This is a genomic window from Chryseobacterium ginsengisoli (assembly GCF_039542325.1).
GTDB lineage: Bacteria > Bacteroidota > Bacteroidia > Flavobacteriales > Weeksellaceae > Chryseobacterium > Chryseobacterium ginsengisoli.
The window spans coordinates 31,419-48,915 of the sequence record NZ_BAABHX010000002.1; the positions used below are offsets into that span (position 1 = coordinate 31,419).

The following is a 17,497-nucleotide window of genomic DNA, read 5'->3' on the forward strand; positions in this document are numbered from 1 at the left end:
ATTAGCCATCGCTTAACATCTGTTACCACTCTATTTTTGTCACCGTAAAATATTAACATAAAACGGTATGACAATGAAAAATACAAAATCGGTCACAGCAAGTGACAAAATTATTCAAAAAGAAAAATCGCTTACAAATGTTCTTACTCCTATTGTAATTTCAGTTTTTGCAGTCTATCTCACGATGGGAATTTCTTTGGGAGCTTTGCCCGGATTCATTAAAAATGATTTAAAATTTGGAGATCTTACGGTAGGAATTATAATGGGACTTCAATCTTTGGCTACTTTATTAACGAGGGCTTATGCAGGAAAAATCACAGATACTTTAGGCGCTAAAATTAGTAAACAACGAGGTGTTTTTATGATTTTTGTTGCAGGCTTACTGTATATTTTTGCAAGTTCTTCGGTCGGTTTTCCTCTTGTGGTTTTAGGTTTACTGATTATTTCCAGAATCATCCACGGAATTGCTGAAAGTATGTTGGTAACAGGAGCTTTAACATGGGGAATCGGGCTTCTCGGAGCTCAAAATTCGGGAAAAGTAATGACCTGGAATGGGATTGCAATGTATGCAGGAATTGCTTTGGGAGCACCTTTGAGTCTTTGGTTAATCGATCAATTTGGGATTGTAATTCCTTTTGTTTTGGTGATTTTTTTATCTGTTATTAGTTGGCTTTCGACTTCCAAATTAACAGTTCTCGAAGTGGATGCTTCTCATGTTCGACCTCCTTTTTATAAAATAATTGGTAAGGTTTCAAATCAAGGTTTGGCATTGGCTTTTTCATCGATGGGATTTGCATGTATTGCTTCTTTTATTGCATTGCTATTTGCTGAGAAAAATTGGGGAGATGCTTCATTGGGATTCTTTTGCTTCGGAGGATTTTATATTTTGACCCGTTTGTTTTTTGCTTCTTATCCAGATAAGTTTGGTGGATATAAAGTAGCTTTAGTTTCATTTGCGATCGAAATTATCGGACAATTATTTATCGGATTTTCGACTTCCGGATGGATGGCAATTGTAGGTTGTGCGTTGACAGGAGTCGGATTTTCTTTGGTATTTCCGTCATTAGGAGTTTTGGCTATAAAAAAAGTAGAGCCACAAATGAGAGGAACCGCTTTGGGAGCTTATTCCGCATTTTTTGATCTTTCTTTAGGTTTGGCAGGTCCAGTTGCGGGGTTGATTGCAGGATGGTTAAATTATCAGGCAATTTATATTTTCGGTGCAATAAGTTGTCTTTTTGCAATTTTGATTTTAGTTAAAACAAGAAATAGTAATTTTTAAAGCAAATTTAAAGGGTGAATTGATTGATTCATCCTTTTTTTACTTAAATTTTCACTAATATTTTTATTGCAAAGGCTTTGATAAAGTAAATGATTATTTAAAACTTTGTTAATCTAATTTATACTAAAAAAACCTTCCTTTGGCTCTATTCTTGAATCCATATTGTCACACCACAATATCAATAAAATATGAAAAAGCACATCGTCATCGTAGGCGGAGGTTTTGCCGGAATCAATCTTGTGAAATCTTTGGTTAACGATAAAAGATTCCGCGTTACATTGGTAGATAAGAACAATTACCACTTTTTTCCACCGCTTATTTATCAGGTAGCAACTTCATTTATTGAGGCATCGAATATCAGTTATCCGTTTAGAAAATTATTTTCAAATTATAAAAACGTGAATTTTCACATGGGAAATCTTGTGAAAGTAAACCCTGAAAATAATTCTATTGAAACTGAAAACGGAATTCTTCAGTATGATTACTTAGTGTTGGCTTTAGGGACAGAATCCAATTTCTTCGGAATGGAAAATGTAAAAAAATGCTCTCTTCCTATGAAAACCATTGATGAAGCTTTATATTTAAGGAATTATATGCTCCTGAATCTAGAAGAAGCGGCACGAAATAAAAATATAAAAGAAGCCCAAAAATTACAAAATATTGTAATTGCAGGAGGCGGACCGACCGGAGTAGAACTTGCAGGAATGATCGCTGAAATGGGAACTTATATTGCCGAAAAAGAATACCCTGAAATCAAACTTGGTCTTTCAAATATTTATCTGATTGATGCACTTCCAACTTTACTTTCTCCGATGAGTAAAATGGCTCAGGAAGCAGCTTATGATAAGCTTTCAAGTTTAGGTGTTAAAATTATTTTAAATACAGCTGTAAAAGATTATGTTGATAAAAAAGTGATTTTAGCTGACGGAAAAACTATCGAAACTGAAACTTTAATCTGGACTTCAGGCGTGATTGGTCGTGAAGTTCCCGGAATTCCTGAAGAAAGTTTTGGAAAAGGCAGAAGATTATTAGTCGATGCCTATAATAAAGTTCAGGGAATGAAAAATATTTATGCTTTGGGTGATATTGCTTTACAGTTTTCAGATGAGAAATTTCCGAAGGGTCATCCGCAATTAGCTCAGGTTGCCATTCAGCATGCAAAAAATTTAGGTGAAAATTTGAAAAGAATTGAAGAAGAAAAAGTACAGATTCCGTTTGAATATAATGATAAAGGAAGCATGGCGATTATTTCTAAATTCAATGCTGTAGTTGATCTTCCAAAGCTTTCATTTAAAGGTTTCTTGGCTTGGTTGACGTGGCTTTTTATTCATATTATTCCTTTGGTTGGATTTGCAAGCAAAGTTCGATTGGCTTTCACCTGGTTAAGATTGTTTATAACCAATAATCCTTCCATCCGATTGATTTTAAGACCGAAAAAAGAGACGGTTAAAGAATAAATAAAATCCGTTCAATAGATTTTGAACGGATTTTTATAAGAAAAAATGTAAGCGTATAATTAATTACTTGCTTTATTCAATAGTTCTACATCGTCGTTGCTTAATTCAATTTTTGGAGCGGCAAACAATGTTTTAAGTTGAGATTCACTTGTAGCACTTACAATTGGAGCCGTGATCAAAGGATTTGCCAATAACCAAGCCAATGCGACAGCACCTTGAGTTGTATTATGTTTTGCACTGATTTCGTCCAGTGCTTTTAAAACTTCTAAACCTTTTGGGTTCAGATATTTTCTTACACCTTCCCCTCTTTGGCTTTTTGACAAATCATCTTCAGTACGATATTTTCCTGTCAAAAAACCTGCAGCTAAAGACCAATACGGAAAAACACTTAAGTCAAACTCTTTTACCAGAGAAGCATAATTTTTCTCAAAACCTTCTCTTTCCAGCAAATTATAATGTGGTTGAAGCGCAACATATTTTGGGAAATTATTTTCTTCAGCGACTTTAAAAGATTCTTTCAACCTTTCAGGAGATACATTTGATGCAGCAATATAACGGACTTTTCCGGCTTTTACAATTTCGTCATAAGCAGATAACGTTTCTTCCACCGGTGTTTTGTTATCATCAAAATGTGTGTAATACAAATCGATATGATCCGTTTGAAGCCTCTGTAAAGATTCATCAACAGATTTTAAGATATGTTTTTTACTGATGTCAAAACCATGTTCTTTTGTTTCTGAACCTACTTTTGTAGCGATTACTAAATCATTTCTGTTTCCACGGCTTTTCATCCATTTTCCGATGATTTCTTCGGATTGACCGCCCTTTCCGTTTACCCACCAAGAATATGTATCGGCTGTGTCTATAAAATTAAAACCTTCTGCTGAAAATTTATCCAAAATATCAAAAGACTTTTTCTCATCCAATGTCCATCCAAAAACGTTTCCTCCAAAATTGATCGGTGCGATTGATAAATCGGTATTTTTAATTTTTCTTTTTTCCATAGAATTATTTTACGATTAAAGAATTATTATGATAAATCTAAGGTAAGAAATTTTACTTAGGTTAATGGTTTAATCTCTCTATGAAGCCGATATCTTTTCTCAATAAAAAAAGATCAGCTTTTAAAGCTGATCTTTATATTTTATAAATTAATTTTTAGATTAAATTTCGCCCATCACATACATGTTTTCCATTGTAGGAACAGGGCTTCCTCCTTGTTTTTCCAAGGTAATTGCAAAAGCTTGTGCGTTTGGAATGTTTGCAAGAGCAATTTTGCTGTCTTTTTCTTCGGTATACATTCCTGCATTTACAGGTTTTCCGTCGGCAATTGCCCAAAGCTGATACTGCATTCCTTCCGGCGCTTTTGGCAGGGTTTCAGCATTCAGATAGACTTCTTTTGTTTTTTTATCCCAGAAAACCATAGCTTTAGAATCTGTATGTTTTTCAACACCTTTTAGCATGACCATTTTCATGTCGGGATTAGAAAACATATCCATCTTTCGATTCATTTTTTGCATAGCAAGATCCTGAGATTGCTTCTCTGTCTGCATTTTTGCAATTTCATCCTTGGTTTTTGCCTGATCGTTCATCCAGAAAAGATTTCCGGCAACACTTACTAAAAACAAAACGGAAGCTGCAATTGCAAATACTTTCCAGTTGCTATTTCCCTGTATTTTAATCTCTTCCTGCGCTTTGGCAGCCGGAATATCCGTAGAAACCACTGGTTGTACTTCTTCAATACTCTGTTCCTGCTGAATTTTACTCCATATCTTTGATTTTAAATCGTTTGGAGGTGTCACAGCCTGAACCGTAGCCAAATCTTCCAAAGTTTTCTGTGCTTCCTCAAAAGCAGCTTTTACTTCAGCATTATTCTTCATCACACACTCCAAAATCCCCGCTTCCTCTGAAGAAGCAAGACCTAGAATATAAGATTCTATAATTCCGGATGATATGTATTCTTTAGTGTTCAATTTATTGATAATCTTTTAGCAAATCTTTTAATTTCATCAGCGCATTTCGCATTTTGGTTTTTACCGTTCCAAGCGGTATTTTCAGTTTTTCGGATATTTCGTTTTGTGTATATCCCTGATAATATGCGAGGTTGATAAGTTCCTGTTTGTCAGTCTCAAGATTTTCCAACACCTTGTTAAATCCTATATAATCGGATGAATCATTGGTCGTTGAAAGCTCTGCAGAGTTATATACGAAATCGGGAAGCGATTGGTTTTTTAATTCGTTTTGAAAACTTTTTGATTTTAAATAATCTATCGCCGTATTTCTTGCAATATTAATCATCCAGGTATAAAATCTTCCTTTTGATGAATCGTATTGATGAATGGAATTCCAGATTTTAACGAAAACATCCTGAATAATTTCTTCAGTATATTCTTTGGACTGAACAATTCGGAGTATGACACCATACAACGCGCCAGAATAGTTGTCATACAAATGATGAAAACCGGTTTCGTTTTTTTCTTTGAGTAAAACGATTAGCTGTTCTTCCGAATAGTTTGTTTTAATAATGAATATTTTTCATTCCAAATATAGTAAAATAAAACATATTCCAATTATAATTCAAATCATATTTTAAATATTAATTAATTCTTGAAATTTGATATATAATTTTTAATAAGTACCACATTTTTTCAATGATTTTTCAATTTAATTAATGAGTTTTTCAAAAATACATAAAATTAATTGGTTGATTATTAGTCGTTTAAAAAAAATATTTGAATTTTTAAATCTAGATTAAAACCACTCTCGTAAATGAGGTTAGAACACAATTCAAATACATATTTAACTTAAAAAATCAAAAAATGAACACAAGATCAAAAATCGCAGTTTTAGGAATGGTAGCTTTATCATTTGCATTCAGTGGAACGTTAACTGCACAAGCGATGAAAGAAAAAACAGTAATGGTGGGCGGTGCTGCAATGTATCCATCTAAAAATATAATCGAAAACGCAGTAAATTCTAAAGATCATAAAACTTTGGTTGCTGCAGTAAAGGCTGCAGGTCTTGTAGAAACTTTACAGGGAGCGGGACCTTTTACAGTATTGGCTCCAACGGATGCTGCTTTCGCAAAACTTCCAAAAGGAACAGTTGAAAATTTAGTAAAACCTGAAAACAAAGCTATGTTGACTAAAATCTTAACATATCATGTTCTTGCAGGGAAATTTAATGCTAAAGAAATTTGGGCAGCCGTAAAAGCTAATGGTGGAAAAGCAATGATGAAAACTGTAGAAGGTGAAGAATTGACTTTCTGGACTAAAGGAAAAGATCTTTATGTAAGAGACGCAAAAGGAAATGACGCAAAAGTTACGATAGCTGATGTAAATCAGTCAAACGGAGTAATTCATGTTATAGACACGGTGTTGATGCCGTAATGGTTTTTTAGTTTTTAAACAGCATAATTTTTATGCTGTTTTTTTTCTCTGACTATTTAGAATTTAAAAAATAAATCAAACACTTTAAATTAATAATATTATGAAAAAAACTATCAATGTTTCTAATCAGGGAGCAACCCTTGATACAGGCAGAAGAAATTTTTTGAAACTGAGTGGTGTCGGTTTGGCAATTGCCGGACTTACCATGATCGGTTGTGATGACGATAACTTCGAATTTGTTGATAATAACGTTTTCGATTTGGGTAAAGGTGATGTCGGAATTTTAAATTACGCTTACGCACTAGAACAGTTGGAAGCAGATTTCTACACTAAAGTTGTAAATAATTTCTATTCGGGAATTTCTACGATTGAAAAAGAACTTTTTACAGATCTTTATCATCACGAGGTAATCCACAGAGATTTTTTCAAAGCAGCGATCAGCGGAGCAACTTCTAATGTTTTACCAACACTGGAATTTCAATACGCAAATGTGAATTTTAATGACAGAAATTCTGTTCTTGCAACAGCAAAAGCTTTGGAAGATACAGGTGTTGCAGCTTATAATGGCGCAGGAAAGTATATTTCAAATCCTGATTATCTGGTACTTGCAGGGAAAATTGTTTCCGTAGAAGCAAGACACGCTTCAGCGATCAGAAATTTAATTAATCCCGGAACTGCAGCCTTTTCCGGTGATGATGTGATCGACGCAAACGGATTGGATCTTGCAAAGGAGCCTAAAGATGTTGTAGCGGCAGCAGGAGGATTTTTCAAAACACCTTTCACTTGGAAAGAACAAGGAATCGGTTAATTATTCACTTCAAAAAATTACAGTTATGAACATTCTTAAATTACTAGATAAACTTTCTGACGATAAATTTTTCACGACAGAAACATCAAGATTAGAAACCCTTACCAATATTTCAGAATTTGGAAAAAAGGCAGCAGTTGCAGCAATTCCATTAGGTTTGGGAGCTTTAATGACAACTCCTGTAAAAGCTGAAACTAAAGAAACTACTTACGGAGGCGGAACTTTTTTCAAAAATGCTTTAACTGATGCTTTGCAATTGGCTTTAGTTCTGGAATATCTGGAAAATGAATATTATGCAACAGGTTTAGCAGCAGGAAGTTTGATTCCAAATGCAGACAGACCAGTTTTTATGCAAATTGCAAAACATGAATCGGCTCACGTTACTTTCTTAAAAAATACGCTGACTTCTTTAGGAGTAACTCCAGGAGCAAAACCGAATTTCGATTTTACAGCGGGTGGAAATTTTACACCTTTTACAAATTATAGTCAGTTTTTAATTCTTGCACAGGCTTTTGAAGACACAGGAGTAAGAGCTTATAAAGGGCAGGCTGGAAATGTAATGTCCAATAAAACGGTTTTGCAGGCAGCCTTACAAATTCATTCCGTAGAAGCGCGTCATGCGTCACAAGTACGAAGAATGAGAGCAAATAAAGGCTGGATAGAATTGGCAGACGGCGGAAATATGCCCTCTGCAACCAATCCTGTGTATGCCGGAGAAGGTAATATAACTCAAGCTGGTTTCAATACGAGTACTGCGTTTGGAGCTGCGGCAGGTTCTGCGGCTTATGACGAAGTTTTAAGTGGAAGTGATGCTCAGGCTATTGCATCTTTGTTTATTGTCTGAGTTCCTTAATTTTAGCTGTTAACCCCCTTTCTGAGAAATTAGAAAGGGGATTTTTTATATAAATTATTTTTTTAACCAGGATTGATTGTCTTTATTTTCAGAGCGTTTTTTGCCATTTTCAATATTATATGCAAAACCAACACCTAAAGTTTGTTTCAGCTGAGTTCTTCTGATTTGGTTGTGGTCATATAGTATATCTAAAGTGATATTGGTAGAAATAAATTTATTGATTTTCATATTTAAAATTCCACCGTATGCAAGAACCAGTCTTTCAGGGTGATCAAGATAATTCGAGAAGACCGAGCCAGTATTTGTTAATGTAATATTATCCATAATTTTCAATTTATATATTGCGGTTCCCAGGAAACCAAACTGAAATAATGAAGAATCTCCATCATTTTTTAACCCATCAGTTCCGGCATACTGAAGAGCATCATCCAATACGAAAGTCCATCTTGCATTGGCTGGACGTAAAGTAACCGTCAGATTATCATTGGGTCTGTAGGTAACTCCTGCTCCTACATTTAAATAACCCGGAGCCATAAAATTTGATATTTTTGCTGCTTCAGGATTGTTTCCATCCTCATAACCTGCTGCAAATTGAGTCTGTAAACTTGCTCCCATCGATAGGTACCAATTTTTCGCAAATTCTCTACCATAATTTGTTGAAAGATTGATTACATCCTGAGTTTTTCTGGTTCCTATACCTTTCGTATTATTTTGTCCGTATCCCAAGATGATGACATTTTCCCACAGATCTTTACCTTTCTCATAAGTTAAATTGTAGTTTACTCCGGCAAGCCAGCCAACATTGTTAGCTCCACCACCGATCCAGTTTGAAAAGGCAGCCTGATTCAGCATCAACGTATTTTGACCCTGAATACTCCATGCTTTTATTGTATCTGTAATTGGTGCATCTGTTTTTGTGTCTTGTGAAAACGCAAAAATTCCCGCGGAAAGGGAAAGTAGTAACAAATGTTTTTTCATAATGTAAATGTTTGGTGCAAAATTATAAATAAAGTTTTTGTTTAAAAATTATAAATGAACTTAAAACTACTTAAAAATAAGCTTTTTAGACATTACTGCTATGATTTTGTATTAATAAATATTAGTGATAAAGGAATTCTCGAAATAAATAAACAGCAAAAACCCTCCAATAGAAGGGTTTGTACATTTTAAGATAAGAAATATGGATGATTGTGTTCAGTTTCAAATTTACTAAGCTTTGCATAATTGTTTTATGACTCAAATCATATTGTATGATTAATTTTTATTATATTTAATTAATTGATATTCAATGGAAATTGAACTGTTTAAAGTATAGTTATGGTTTAATATTTGATGCTTTATTAATTATGGAAACAAAAAAATATTTACCTCAGATTTTCAGAAAAAATTTAGGAAGTAAAAAAACTTCCACAGAAATTAATAATACAGTAAAAGTGTTTGCAGTCAGTATTTTAGCATTGTTGGCTCTTGGTGTATTTACAACTTCACAGCAATTAAATGCTGGTTAACTTTAAAAAATTTTGATAGATTTTATAAATATATGCTGTATTATGCTCTGCATAATAAATATTTTTATTATATTTGTGGATCGAAATAATTTTTTTTCATCATTTGTGTTTTTTTAGGCTCCTTCTTTAGGAGCCTTTTGTTTTTAAGTAATACGTTTTTTATTGCTTGCGAGAATCCATTCATCTTTTTTACATTTCTTACAATTCCCTGCATTTCCAATTTGTTTTTCTTCTGTAAAACCGCAAAATGTACATGAATAATGTGCTTCTTGAATAATATTTTTCAAAGGATGATCTAAAGAATCCGGCATGATAGGGAGTCCATATTTCACATCTTTATCTTCAAAATAAAAAACGCTGATTTCTCCTGAACTTTCCTCAATTGCTTTTTCGATTTGTCCTAATTGCGAAATACCTTTCAATCTTAATTCAGCAAAAAATTCATCGCTTCCTAAGTTTTCTTTTTTAAAATTCTCAATAGAAAACTCACCTTCTTCAATCAGGCAAATTGGTTTTCCTTCTATTAATTGTTCTAATTTTTTATTTTTTGCGATTAGATAAGTTACAATTAAGTACAAAAGAATGATCACAATAAAAACTACAATTGAAGAAACGATTCCTACATCTTTATTAAACATAGGATCTCCCGCAGCAGAACCAAGACCGATAATAACGACCAGTTCGAAAATAGAAAGCTGTTTCACTCCCCTTTTTCCTAAAACCCTAAGTCCAATAACAATGGTGAGAAACATGATGGCAGTTCGAAGAATGATTTCCAGGATGAACGACCATTCTTCGTGCCCCATCAATAATTCTTTCCAGTCGAGTTTTAAGAGAAATATGGATAACATAGAAAATTATTTACTATCCAAACTCCAAAAAATACGCCAAGAAAAGTGAAAAAATTTAACGGTATAAATGAAAATCAGCTATTTTGAAATTTTTAAAATTCCAATGTTCTTGATTTTAATGCTAAAAATTTACACTAAAAACAGCAGAATTCACCAAGGAAAAAAGTCTGTAATTAGAAAAAATTACAGACTTTTATAGAAATTTATAAAATTAAGGATAAGTCAAAATAATTTTAATTAAACCAAAACCGCACCGCCGTCAATCGTAATAATTTGTCCGGTTGCAAAAGTCTGCTTCATCAGGAAAACGAATGTCTGAGCGATTTCTTCCGCCTTTCCTACCCTTTTTACCAATAATGAATCGCCAACATTTTTGTAAAATTCATTTCTTTGATCTTCCTGCATTCCGTTCCATAAATTCGTTTTAATAACACCTGCAGAAACTGCATTCACCCTGATCGGCGCCAATTCCACAGCCATTGCTCTGCACAAACCATCCATCGCACCGCAAATACTTGAAGCCAATGCCCAACCTGCGCCCGGTCTCTGACTTGCAGTTCCGCTCATTAAGTTAATAGAACCGCCTTCATTAATATTTTGAGTTGCATATTTTATAGCCGTTAAAGCTCCCCAATAACGAAGTGTGAAGAAAGTTCTTGCTTGTTGCAAATCAGTTTCTGAAAGATTGGTTAAGTTTAAATTTTCACCTGCTGTATAAACTAAGTGATCAAATTTTCCGATATTTTCAAAGAAATGTTTAATATTTTCTTCTTTGTTTAAATCGATTGCGTACCCTTGAGTTCCTTCCGGAAAGTCTTGTAAAGCGTCATCAATTCGTTGCTGATTGCTTGAAACAATAACAACTTTTGCACCTTCATTAGCTGCAGCTTTTGCCGTTGCCAATCCTAATCCTGAACTTGCGCCCAATATGAGTACTTTTTTATTTTCTAGTGTTTCCATTTTTTATTTAAAATTTTAAGTTTGAATTTATTTACACTCAATTTGTCATGCTAAAAGCATAAAGCATCGAGACTTGAATTTTTCCATGCCATTTTCTATTATTATGCCTAGATTCCTGCGGAATGACAAACTTTGTAGATATTGAAATAAAAGTTTATAAGTTAATTTTTTATTGATTTGCACCACCATTCACCAACAAATGCTGTCCGTTCACGAAAGAAGAAAGATCACTTGCAAAGAATTCTGCAATATTGGCAACGTCTTCCACTTCAGCTAATCTCCCCATTGGACAACTGTCAATTAATGATTTTCTTAATTCTGGATAACTGTTTTCCTCTGCGAAAATCCCTGAATGAGCCACCGCAAAAGGAATGATGGAATTTACCGTAACCCCACGATGCCCGATTTCTTTAGAAAGCACGTCTACCATGTATCTTGGAGTCGTTTTACTTCCTCCGTAAACTGCCATTCCCGGAATCGGAAAAGCGGTTGTACTCGATGCGATGTAAATAATTCTTCCGTTATCTTCTATATTTTTTGCAGCCTGTTGCATCGTAAAATAAGCGCCTTTTGTATTGATACTGAATAAACGGTCGAATTGCTCTTCCGTAAATTCTGTCACCGGAGTTTCTACCATCTCGATTCCTGCGTTGGCAACGATAATATCTATTTTTCCGAAAGCATTTTTTGCTTCATTAAATAGCTTTTCAATATCCGCAACCTTGCTCACATCCGCCTGAACTGCAATAACACCGACATTCATCGCCTGAATATTTGAAACGACCTCATCTGCGGAAGTTTTATCTCTTGAATAATTGATCACAATATTCGCTCCCAATGCAGCATACCGTTCTGCAATTGCTTTTCCTAAACCTCTGGCTGAGCCTGTAATTAAGGCTGTTTTGCCGTGTAAATTATTTTTCATAATTGAATTATTTTTTAAGTTGTGAATCATGAATTGTCAGTTATTTTTGACAATATTTGTCCTTTCCACACAAAATTGACTGTTGGATTTTTTTGATTTAATTAAATTGTTAATGAAGAATTTGTTTAAACTTTGTAAGTTTTGACTAATGTTTTAAAGATATACCGAAAACTTAGCCCTGATTGAAACGACATCCTTTTTGGTTGCGGCGGAGCGAAGCGGAGCCGTAACTAAAAAGATATAGTGGAAAGCAGGAAAAAGCGCCTAATAAAAAGTTTAAACAAGTTTGATTTTAAGATCAGCAATAATTAATTATTACCTTTATTTAAGCCATTCCGCCGTTGACACCGATATTTTGTGCGTTGATCCATTTTGCTTCGTCACTCGCTAAGAAAACGACAACATTGGCGATATCATCTGTTTCTGCGATTCTTCCGAAAGGGTTTAATGATGCCAGTTTGTCGATGGTTTCCTGAGATTTTCCATTTAAAAATAAAGCCGTTGCCGTCGGACCGGGCGAAACTGAATTTACATTAATTCCACGGTGTCCGATTTCCTTCGAAAAAACTCTCGTTAATTGTTCTACGGCTGATTTTGTCGCCACATATGTTCCGTAACCTGGAAGTATTAATCTGTTGACGGAAGTTGAAAAATTAATGATACTTCCATTGTCTGCTAATTTTGTAGCCGCTTCTCTAAGCGTATTGAAAACGCCTTTCACATTGATATCAAAATGGCGGTCAAAATCTTCATCCGTTGTTTCCTGAATGGTTTTTGTAATCATGACTCCGGCATTGTTGACCAATACATCTATTTTTCCGAAATGTGCGATGGATTGATCAAAAAGATTTTTCACATCTTCTGATTTGCTTACGTCTGCCTGAACAGCGATGGCTTCTCCTCCATTATTTTTGATGATTTCTACCACGTTGTCTGCATCCGCTTTGCTTCCTGCGAAGTTGACGATTACTTTTGCTCCGGCTTCCGCCAATTTTTTAGCTACTTCTGCACCGATTCCTTTTGAAGCTCCTGTTACAAGGATTACTTTGTTTGATAAATTGTTCATGTTTTTTGATTGTTTTAATTTTACATGACAAAGGTAGGGCGAGTGCAGACCGGTTTTATTGCAAATTCTAAAGCATTAGTTGCAAATTTTAAATATGAATGAAAAATTTCTGCAAAGTTTGTCATCCTGAAAGGATCTAGATACGGATCTTTTCATTTTGTTTTCTAATACTGTGGCTTGGATCCTTTCAGGATGACAAACGTTGGAAATAAAACTAAATGAAATTTTAATAATTGATTAGAATTATCTGCTTTCAGAAACATCTTTACGGTATTGTGCCGGTGTTGTTTTCGTATGCTTTTTAAAATAATTACTAAAATGCGCCGCCTCTGAAAAACCCAGTTTAAAAGTAATTTCTTTGATAGAAATCGAAGTATTCTGCAATAAAGCCTTGGCTTCGGAAATGGTTTTTTCTGCAATCCAAGTTGCAATGGGCTTTCCAGTTTTAGATTTTATGACGTTGCTTAGATAATTAGGATGAAGATTCTGAGCATTAGCATAATCCTGAACACGAAAAACGGTATCTATTTTATTTGAACTTAAATCACGATAATGTTTTTCCAATAGTTGCTTAAAAGATTTTACAATCTGAGAACTTCGGTTTCCTTCGTAAATCGGGTTGTAATCCTGCCAAAAATATTCTTTAATCTTGTAAAATAAAACCGCCAGAAGATGTCCGATAATTTTGTATTTGTAATGATAAGTTCCTGTATATTCGGCTAAAATCTGAAGGTAAATTCTTTCTATGATTTCATAAAATTCATCGGTTACGATTTTTGGCTTTACCGTTTCCGTTAAAAGAAAGGGAAATGTTTCAAAAACTTCTTTATTGATATGTTTTTTAAGAAAAACCTCATCAAACGTTATTAAATAAATCTCTTCAATTTTTTCCCAGCAAAATGTCCTGTAATTACTCGGGTTTGTAAAATATACCGAATTGGGCTTCACTTCAAAGGAATAATCATCGATTGTATAATTTCCCGCGCCATCTTTTATAAATAAGAATGAGAAAAAATTTGGACGATACGGCGTTGACCGGTATGGAAGTTCAAATCCGATCTCTTTTAAATTAAAAATCGAAAAACCTTCCGCTGTATCGATGAGATTGACAGGAAGATTCAGATGTTTATATAATTCAAATAAAGAATTGGATTCGAAATTGGCATTTTCCATGAAATAAAAATAGTATTTTAAAGTGAAAAAGTGAAAAAGTGAATTGTGAATTCGCTTTGCTTGTCAATTTTTTTTGTTTGGATTTGTTGGAAAAACGCAAAGGCGCAAAGATTTTTGATATTCATGCTGTTTTTAAGGCGCAAGAACACTTCGACAGGCTCAGTGTGACATGCGTCATTCAATTTTATCGAAGATAAAATCCTTGCGTTTTAAAAATGTAATTTAAAGTATAAATCTTTGCGCCTTTGCGATTTACCAACAAAAATATGAATGGTGAATTTTACTTATCAATCAAAAAAATTAACTATTGATTTACGAAGTAAAATTCACCATTCACAATTATAATCATGCAGGTTTGCTGATTCCTAAATTTTCATTAATGTATAAATTCGGATAATTAATCAGTTTTGAAACAAAATCGGCAATACTTCTTCTGGAAATCGCTGAACCGGTTTCCGGAGAACCTTTTGCAGTGATTGTATAATCAACCTCATCGGTATGGGTAAACCAATCCGGACGCAAAATAGTGTATTGCAGCCCCGAACTTTCAATATTGTCTGCCAGTTTTCTGTAAGGTTCTAAAACCGGTCTCAAAGGTTTACCGTAAATTCCAATCGAACTGATGGCAATTACTCTTTCGACATGTTCCTCTTTCATGGCCTTTACGATATTTTTAGACATCTTTTCCAAGTCACCGTCAAGATTAATATAAACCAAATCCTGATTTTTAATGGCAATTTTTACATCTTCATAATTTAAAGCGTCACCTTCAACAATTTTACAATTATCGGAAAGATATTTTGGAAGCCTGTTTTTGTTTCTCATAAACAGTGTCAACTCAATATTTTCCAGAGGTTTCACTGCTTCGATCACATATTGGGCAAGACTTCCTGTAGCGCCAATTATTAATACATTTCTCATATTTAGTTTATTTTCCTACCCTTTCCTGGAAAAGTTTAGGATATCTTTCGCCCGTTATAGTAATTTTTGAGGCGGATTCTTCGATATTTTGCAGATCTTCTGCAGTTAATTCTACATTCACAGCTCCGATATTTTCTTCTAAACGATGGATTTTTGTCGTCCCTGGAATAGGTGCGATCCACGGTTTTTGAGCCAATAGCCAAGCCAAAGCAATCTGTGCCGGAGAAGCATTTTTCTCAGTAGCAATCTTCTGGATTAATTCAACCAAAGCCAAATTTGCCTTTCTGTTCTCTTCCGTAAATCTCGGAACGATGTTTCTGAAATCATTTTCGCCAAATTGAGTGTTTTCATTAATTGCTCCCGTTAAAAATCCTTTTCCAAGCGGACTAAACGGTACGAAACCAATTCCCAATTCCTCTAAAGTCGGTAAGATTTCTTTTTCCGGTTCTCTCCACCAAAGAGAATATTCACTTTGTAAAGCCGTCAAAGGTTGTACAGCGTGCGCTCTTCTGATCGATTCTACACCCGCTTCAGACATTCCGAAATGTTTTACTTTTCCCTGTTGAATTAAATCTTTCACTGTCCCTGCAACATCTTCAATCGGTACATTCGGATCTGTTCTGTGTTGGTACAAAAGATCGATAACGTCTGTTTTTAATCTTTTTAATGAAGCTTCCACCACTTCGATAATGTGTTCCGGTCTGCTGTCGACACCTTCTGTTGGAATCGCATTTTTAAAGCCAAATTTAGTAGCAATTACGACCTTATCTCTGAACGGAGCCAATGCTTCTCCCAATAACTCTTCGTTGTGAAAAGGTCCGTAAGCTTCGGCTGTATCGAAAAATGTAACTCCTAAATCAAATGCTTTTTGTAATAATTTGATAGCTTCATTTTTTTCTGTTGCAGGACCGTAACCAAAGCTTAATCCCATACAACCTAATCCTAATGTTGAAACCTCTAATCCGCTGTTTCCTAAAATTCTTGTTTTCATAAATTTTGTAAATTGTTAATTATATAAATGTAAATTGTAATTTTGTTGGAATATCGCAAAGGCGCAAAGATTATGTTTAAACCTTTTTAAGACGCAAAGATTTTATCTGCGATAAAATTGATGACGTTTAATTATTGAAAATCTTTTGATTTTCTTGCGCCTTAAAGACGACAATATAATTATCAAAAAACTTTTGCGCCTTTACGATATTCCAACAAAGTGATTAGCAAAGAAAAATTCATTATTCACTTTCTCTGATGCAAAGTTGGCAAGTTTAGAGGATCACTTTTGTATACCGATTACTGTATTTGTTACCAAAATTACTGTTTGGGGTTTTACAATGATTTCCAATGCGTTGTATTGCCTACATTTGTATCAGGAAAATGATTAATCATGGAAAAGATTATAAAAATTAACACAGTCGATTTCTACAACAAGCTTCGTGGAGTAGAAACTTTAAATCCTTTAGTAAGCGTTCTGGATTTATCTAAAGCGAATTCTCTGCCCGAAGAAACGTTCAATTTCGGACTCTACGCGATTTATTTAAAGGAATTAAAATGCGGTGAGTTAAGGTATGGCAGAAGTACCTACGATTATCAGGAAGGAACGTTGGTTTGCGTTGCTCCCGGACAGATTATGCAGGTTCACGCAAGACCGGAAACTGTTGCACCAAAAGGCTGGGCATTGGTTTTTCATCCGGATCTTATTAAAGGAACATTATTGGGAAAACATATTCAGGAGTATAATTTCTTTTCTTATGATTCTAATGAAGCGCTCCATCTTTCCGAAAAAGAAAAGCATATCGTGATGGATTGTTTTCTTAAAATTCAGGACGAATTGGAACAGAATATCGATAAACACAGCAAAACGCTCATTGCTTCGAATATTGAGTTATTTCTGAATTATTGCACTCGTTTCTACGACCGGCAATTTATCACCAGAGATAATGCCAATAAAGGAATTTTAGAACGTTTCGAAAGTATTTTAAATAATTATTTCTCTTCCGATAAACCCCAGAAAATCGGGCTTCCGTCTGTTGCGTGGTGTGCCGAGGAAATGAATCTTTCCGCCAATTATTTCGGAGATTTGATCAAAAGAGAAACCGGAACTTCGCCACAGGAATATATTCAGTCGAAGGTCATTAATATTGCAAAAGAAATGATTTTTGATATCGATAAATCCATCAGTGAAATTGCGTATGATCTTGGTTTTAAATATCCTCAGCATTTTACAAGGCTTTTCAAGCAGAAAGTTGGTGTTTCTCCGAATATTTACAGAACTCAGAATTAATAATAAAAACCGCTGCATTAAGAGCG

At 34.4% G+C, this 17,497-nt stretch carries 18 protein-coding genes; 7 read left to right on the forward strand and 11 right to left on the reverse strand.

Annotation, left to right across the window (positions count from 1 at the left end):
- Window positions 1-73 precede the first annotated feature (73 nt).
- Together ABD940_RS05170 and ABD940_RS05175 are read left to right on the forward strand one after the other, a co-directional pair.
- The gene (locus ABD940_RS05170; protein ID WP_345200762.1) at window positions 74-1,279 is read left to right on the forward strand and encodes an MFS transporter; all 1,206 of its coding nucleotides are present in this window, start codon (window positions 74-76) and stop codon (window positions 1,277-1,279) included.
- 188 nt (window positions 1,280-1,467) lie between these two features.
- Window positions 1,468-2,736: an NAD(P)/FAD-dependent oxidoreductase gene (locus tag ABD940_RS05175; RefSeq protein ID WP_345200763.1), complete on the forward strand. Its 1,269-nt coding sequence runs from the start codon at window positions 1,468-1,470 to the stop codon at window positions 2,734-2,736.
- Between the two features lie 59 nt (window positions 2,737-2,795).
- Here ABD940_RS05175 and ABD940_RS05180 read toward each other — a convergent pair whose 3' ends face one another.
- The 3 genes from ABD940_RS05180 to ABD940_RS05190 form a co-directional block, all read right to left on the reverse strand.
- Window positions 2,796-3,740 (reverse strand): aldo/keto reductase, encoded by a 945-nt coding sequence (locus ABD940_RS05180; protein WP_345200765.1) that lies wholly within the window; start codon window positions 3,738-3,740, stop codon window positions 2,796-2,798.
- 159 nt (window positions 3,741-3,899) lie between these two features.
- The gene (locus tag ABD940_RS05185) at window positions 3,900-4,709 is read right to left on the reverse strand and encodes an anti-sigma factor (RefSeq protein WP_345200767.1); all 810 of its coding nucleotides are present in this window, start codon (window positions 4,707-4,709) and stop codon (window positions 3,900-3,902) included.
- A gap of 1 nt (window position 4,710) precedes the next feature.
- A complete protein-coding gene (locus ABD940_RS05190) occupies window positions 4,711-5,187 on the reverse strand; it encodes an RNA polymerase sigma factor (RefSeq protein ID WP_345200768.1) in 477 nt (158 codons plus the stop codon).
- A 368-nt stretch (window positions 5,188-5,555) separates the two neighbouring features.
- Between ABD940_RS05190 and ABD940_RS05195 the strand changes: the two genes are divergently transcribed.
- From ABD940_RS05195 to ABD940_RS05205, 3 genes are all read left to right on the forward strand, one after another.
- Window positions 5,556-6,125 (forward strand): fasciclin domain-containing protein, encoded by a 570-nt coding sequence (locus ABD940_RS05195; RefSeq protein WP_345200769.1) that lies wholly within the window; start codon window positions 5,556-5,558, stop codon window positions 6,123-6,125.
- 100 nt (window positions 6,126-6,225) lie between these two features.
- Window positions 6,226-6,933: a ferritin-like domain-containing protein gene (locus ABD940_RS05200; protein WP_345200771.1), complete on the forward strand. Its 708-nt coding sequence runs from the start codon at window positions 6,226-6,228 to the stop codon at window positions 6,931-6,933.
- Between the two features lie 25 nt (window positions 6,934-6,958).
- Entirely contained in the window at window positions 6,959-7,777 is an 819-nt protein-coding gene (locus tag ABD940_RS05205) for a ferritin-like domain-containing protein (protein ID WP_345200772.1), read from the forward strand.
- Between the two features lie 63 nt (window positions 7,778-7,840).
- Here ABD940_RS05205 and ABD940_RS05210 read toward each other — a convergent pair whose 3' ends face one another.
- Window positions 7,841-8,764, reverse strand: coding sequence for a DUF3078 domain-containing protein (locus tag ABD940_RS05210; RefSeq protein ID WP_345200773.1), 924 nt, complete (start codon window positions 8,762-8,764; stop codon window positions 7,841-7,843).
- A 368-nt stretch (window positions 8,765-9,132) separates the two neighbouring features.
- Between ABD940_RS05210 and ABD940_RS05215 the strand changes: the two genes are divergently transcribed.
- A complete protein-coding gene (locus ABD940_RS05215) occupies window positions 9,133-9,294 on the forward strand; it encodes a hypothetical protein (RefSeq protein ID WP_345200775.1) in 162 nt (53 codons plus the stop codon).
- 143 nt (window positions 9,295-9,437) lie between these two features.
- Here ABD940_RS05215 and ABD940_RS05220 read toward each other — a convergent pair whose 3' ends face one another.
- The 7 genes from ABD940_RS05220 to ABD940_RS05250 all read right to left on the reverse strand — a co-directional run bounded on the left by ABD940_RS05220 (window position 9,438) and on the right by ABD940_RS05250 (window position 16,181).
- Window positions 9,438-10,145: a YetF domain-containing protein gene (locus tag ABD940_RS05220; protein WP_345200776.1), complete on the reverse strand. Its 708-nt coding sequence runs from the start codon at window positions 10,143-10,145 to the stop codon at window positions 9,438-9,440.
- Window positions 10,146-10,382: 237 nt separating this feature from the next.
- Window positions 10,383-11,105, reverse strand: coding sequence for an SDR family oxidoreductase (locus tag ABD940_RS05225; protein WP_345200777.1), 723 nt, complete (start codon window positions 11,103-11,105; stop codon window positions 10,383-10,385).
- A 169-nt stretch (window positions 11,106-11,274) separates the two neighbouring features.
- Window positions 11,275-12,030 (reverse strand): SDR family oxidoreductase, encoded by a 756-nt coding sequence (locus tag ABD940_RS05230; RefSeq protein WP_345200778.1) that lies wholly within the window; start codon window positions 12,028-12,030, stop codon window positions 11,275-11,277.
- Window positions 12,031-12,355: 325 nt separating this feature from the next.
- On the reverse strand, window positions 12,356-13,096 hold the full coding sequence (locus tag ABD940_RS05235) for an SDR family oxidoreductase (protein WP_345200779.1): 741 nt from the start codon (window positions 13,094-13,096) through the stop codon (window positions 12,356-12,358).
- A gap of 243 nt (window positions 13,097-13,339) precedes the next feature.
- Window positions 13,340-14,269: a helix-turn-helix domain-containing protein gene (locus ABD940_RS05240; protein WP_345200780.1), complete on the reverse strand. Its 930-nt coding sequence runs from the start codon at window positions 14,267-14,269 to the stop codon at window positions 13,340-13,342.
- Between the two features lie 345 nt (window positions 14,270-14,614).
- Entirely contained in the window at window positions 14,615-15,190 is a 576-nt protein-coding gene (locus tag ABD940_RS05245; protein WP_345200781.1) for an NAD(P)H-binding protein, read from the reverse strand.
- 7 nt (window positions 15,191-15,197) lie between these two features.
- Window positions 15,198-16,181: an aldo/keto reductase gene (locus tag ABD940_RS05250; protein WP_345200783.1), complete on the reverse strand. Its 984-nt coding sequence runs from the start codon at window positions 16,179-16,181 to the stop codon at window positions 15,198-15,200.
- Window positions 16,182-16,574: 393 nt separating this feature from the next.
- Between ABD940_RS05250 and ABD940_RS05255 the strand changes: the two genes are divergently transcribed.
- Entirely contained in the window at window positions 16,575-17,471 is an 897-nt protein-coding gene (locus tag ABD940_RS05255) for a helix-turn-helix domain-containing protein (RefSeq protein ID WP_345200784.1), read from the forward strand.
- Window positions 17,472-17,497 lie beyond the last annotated feature (26 nt).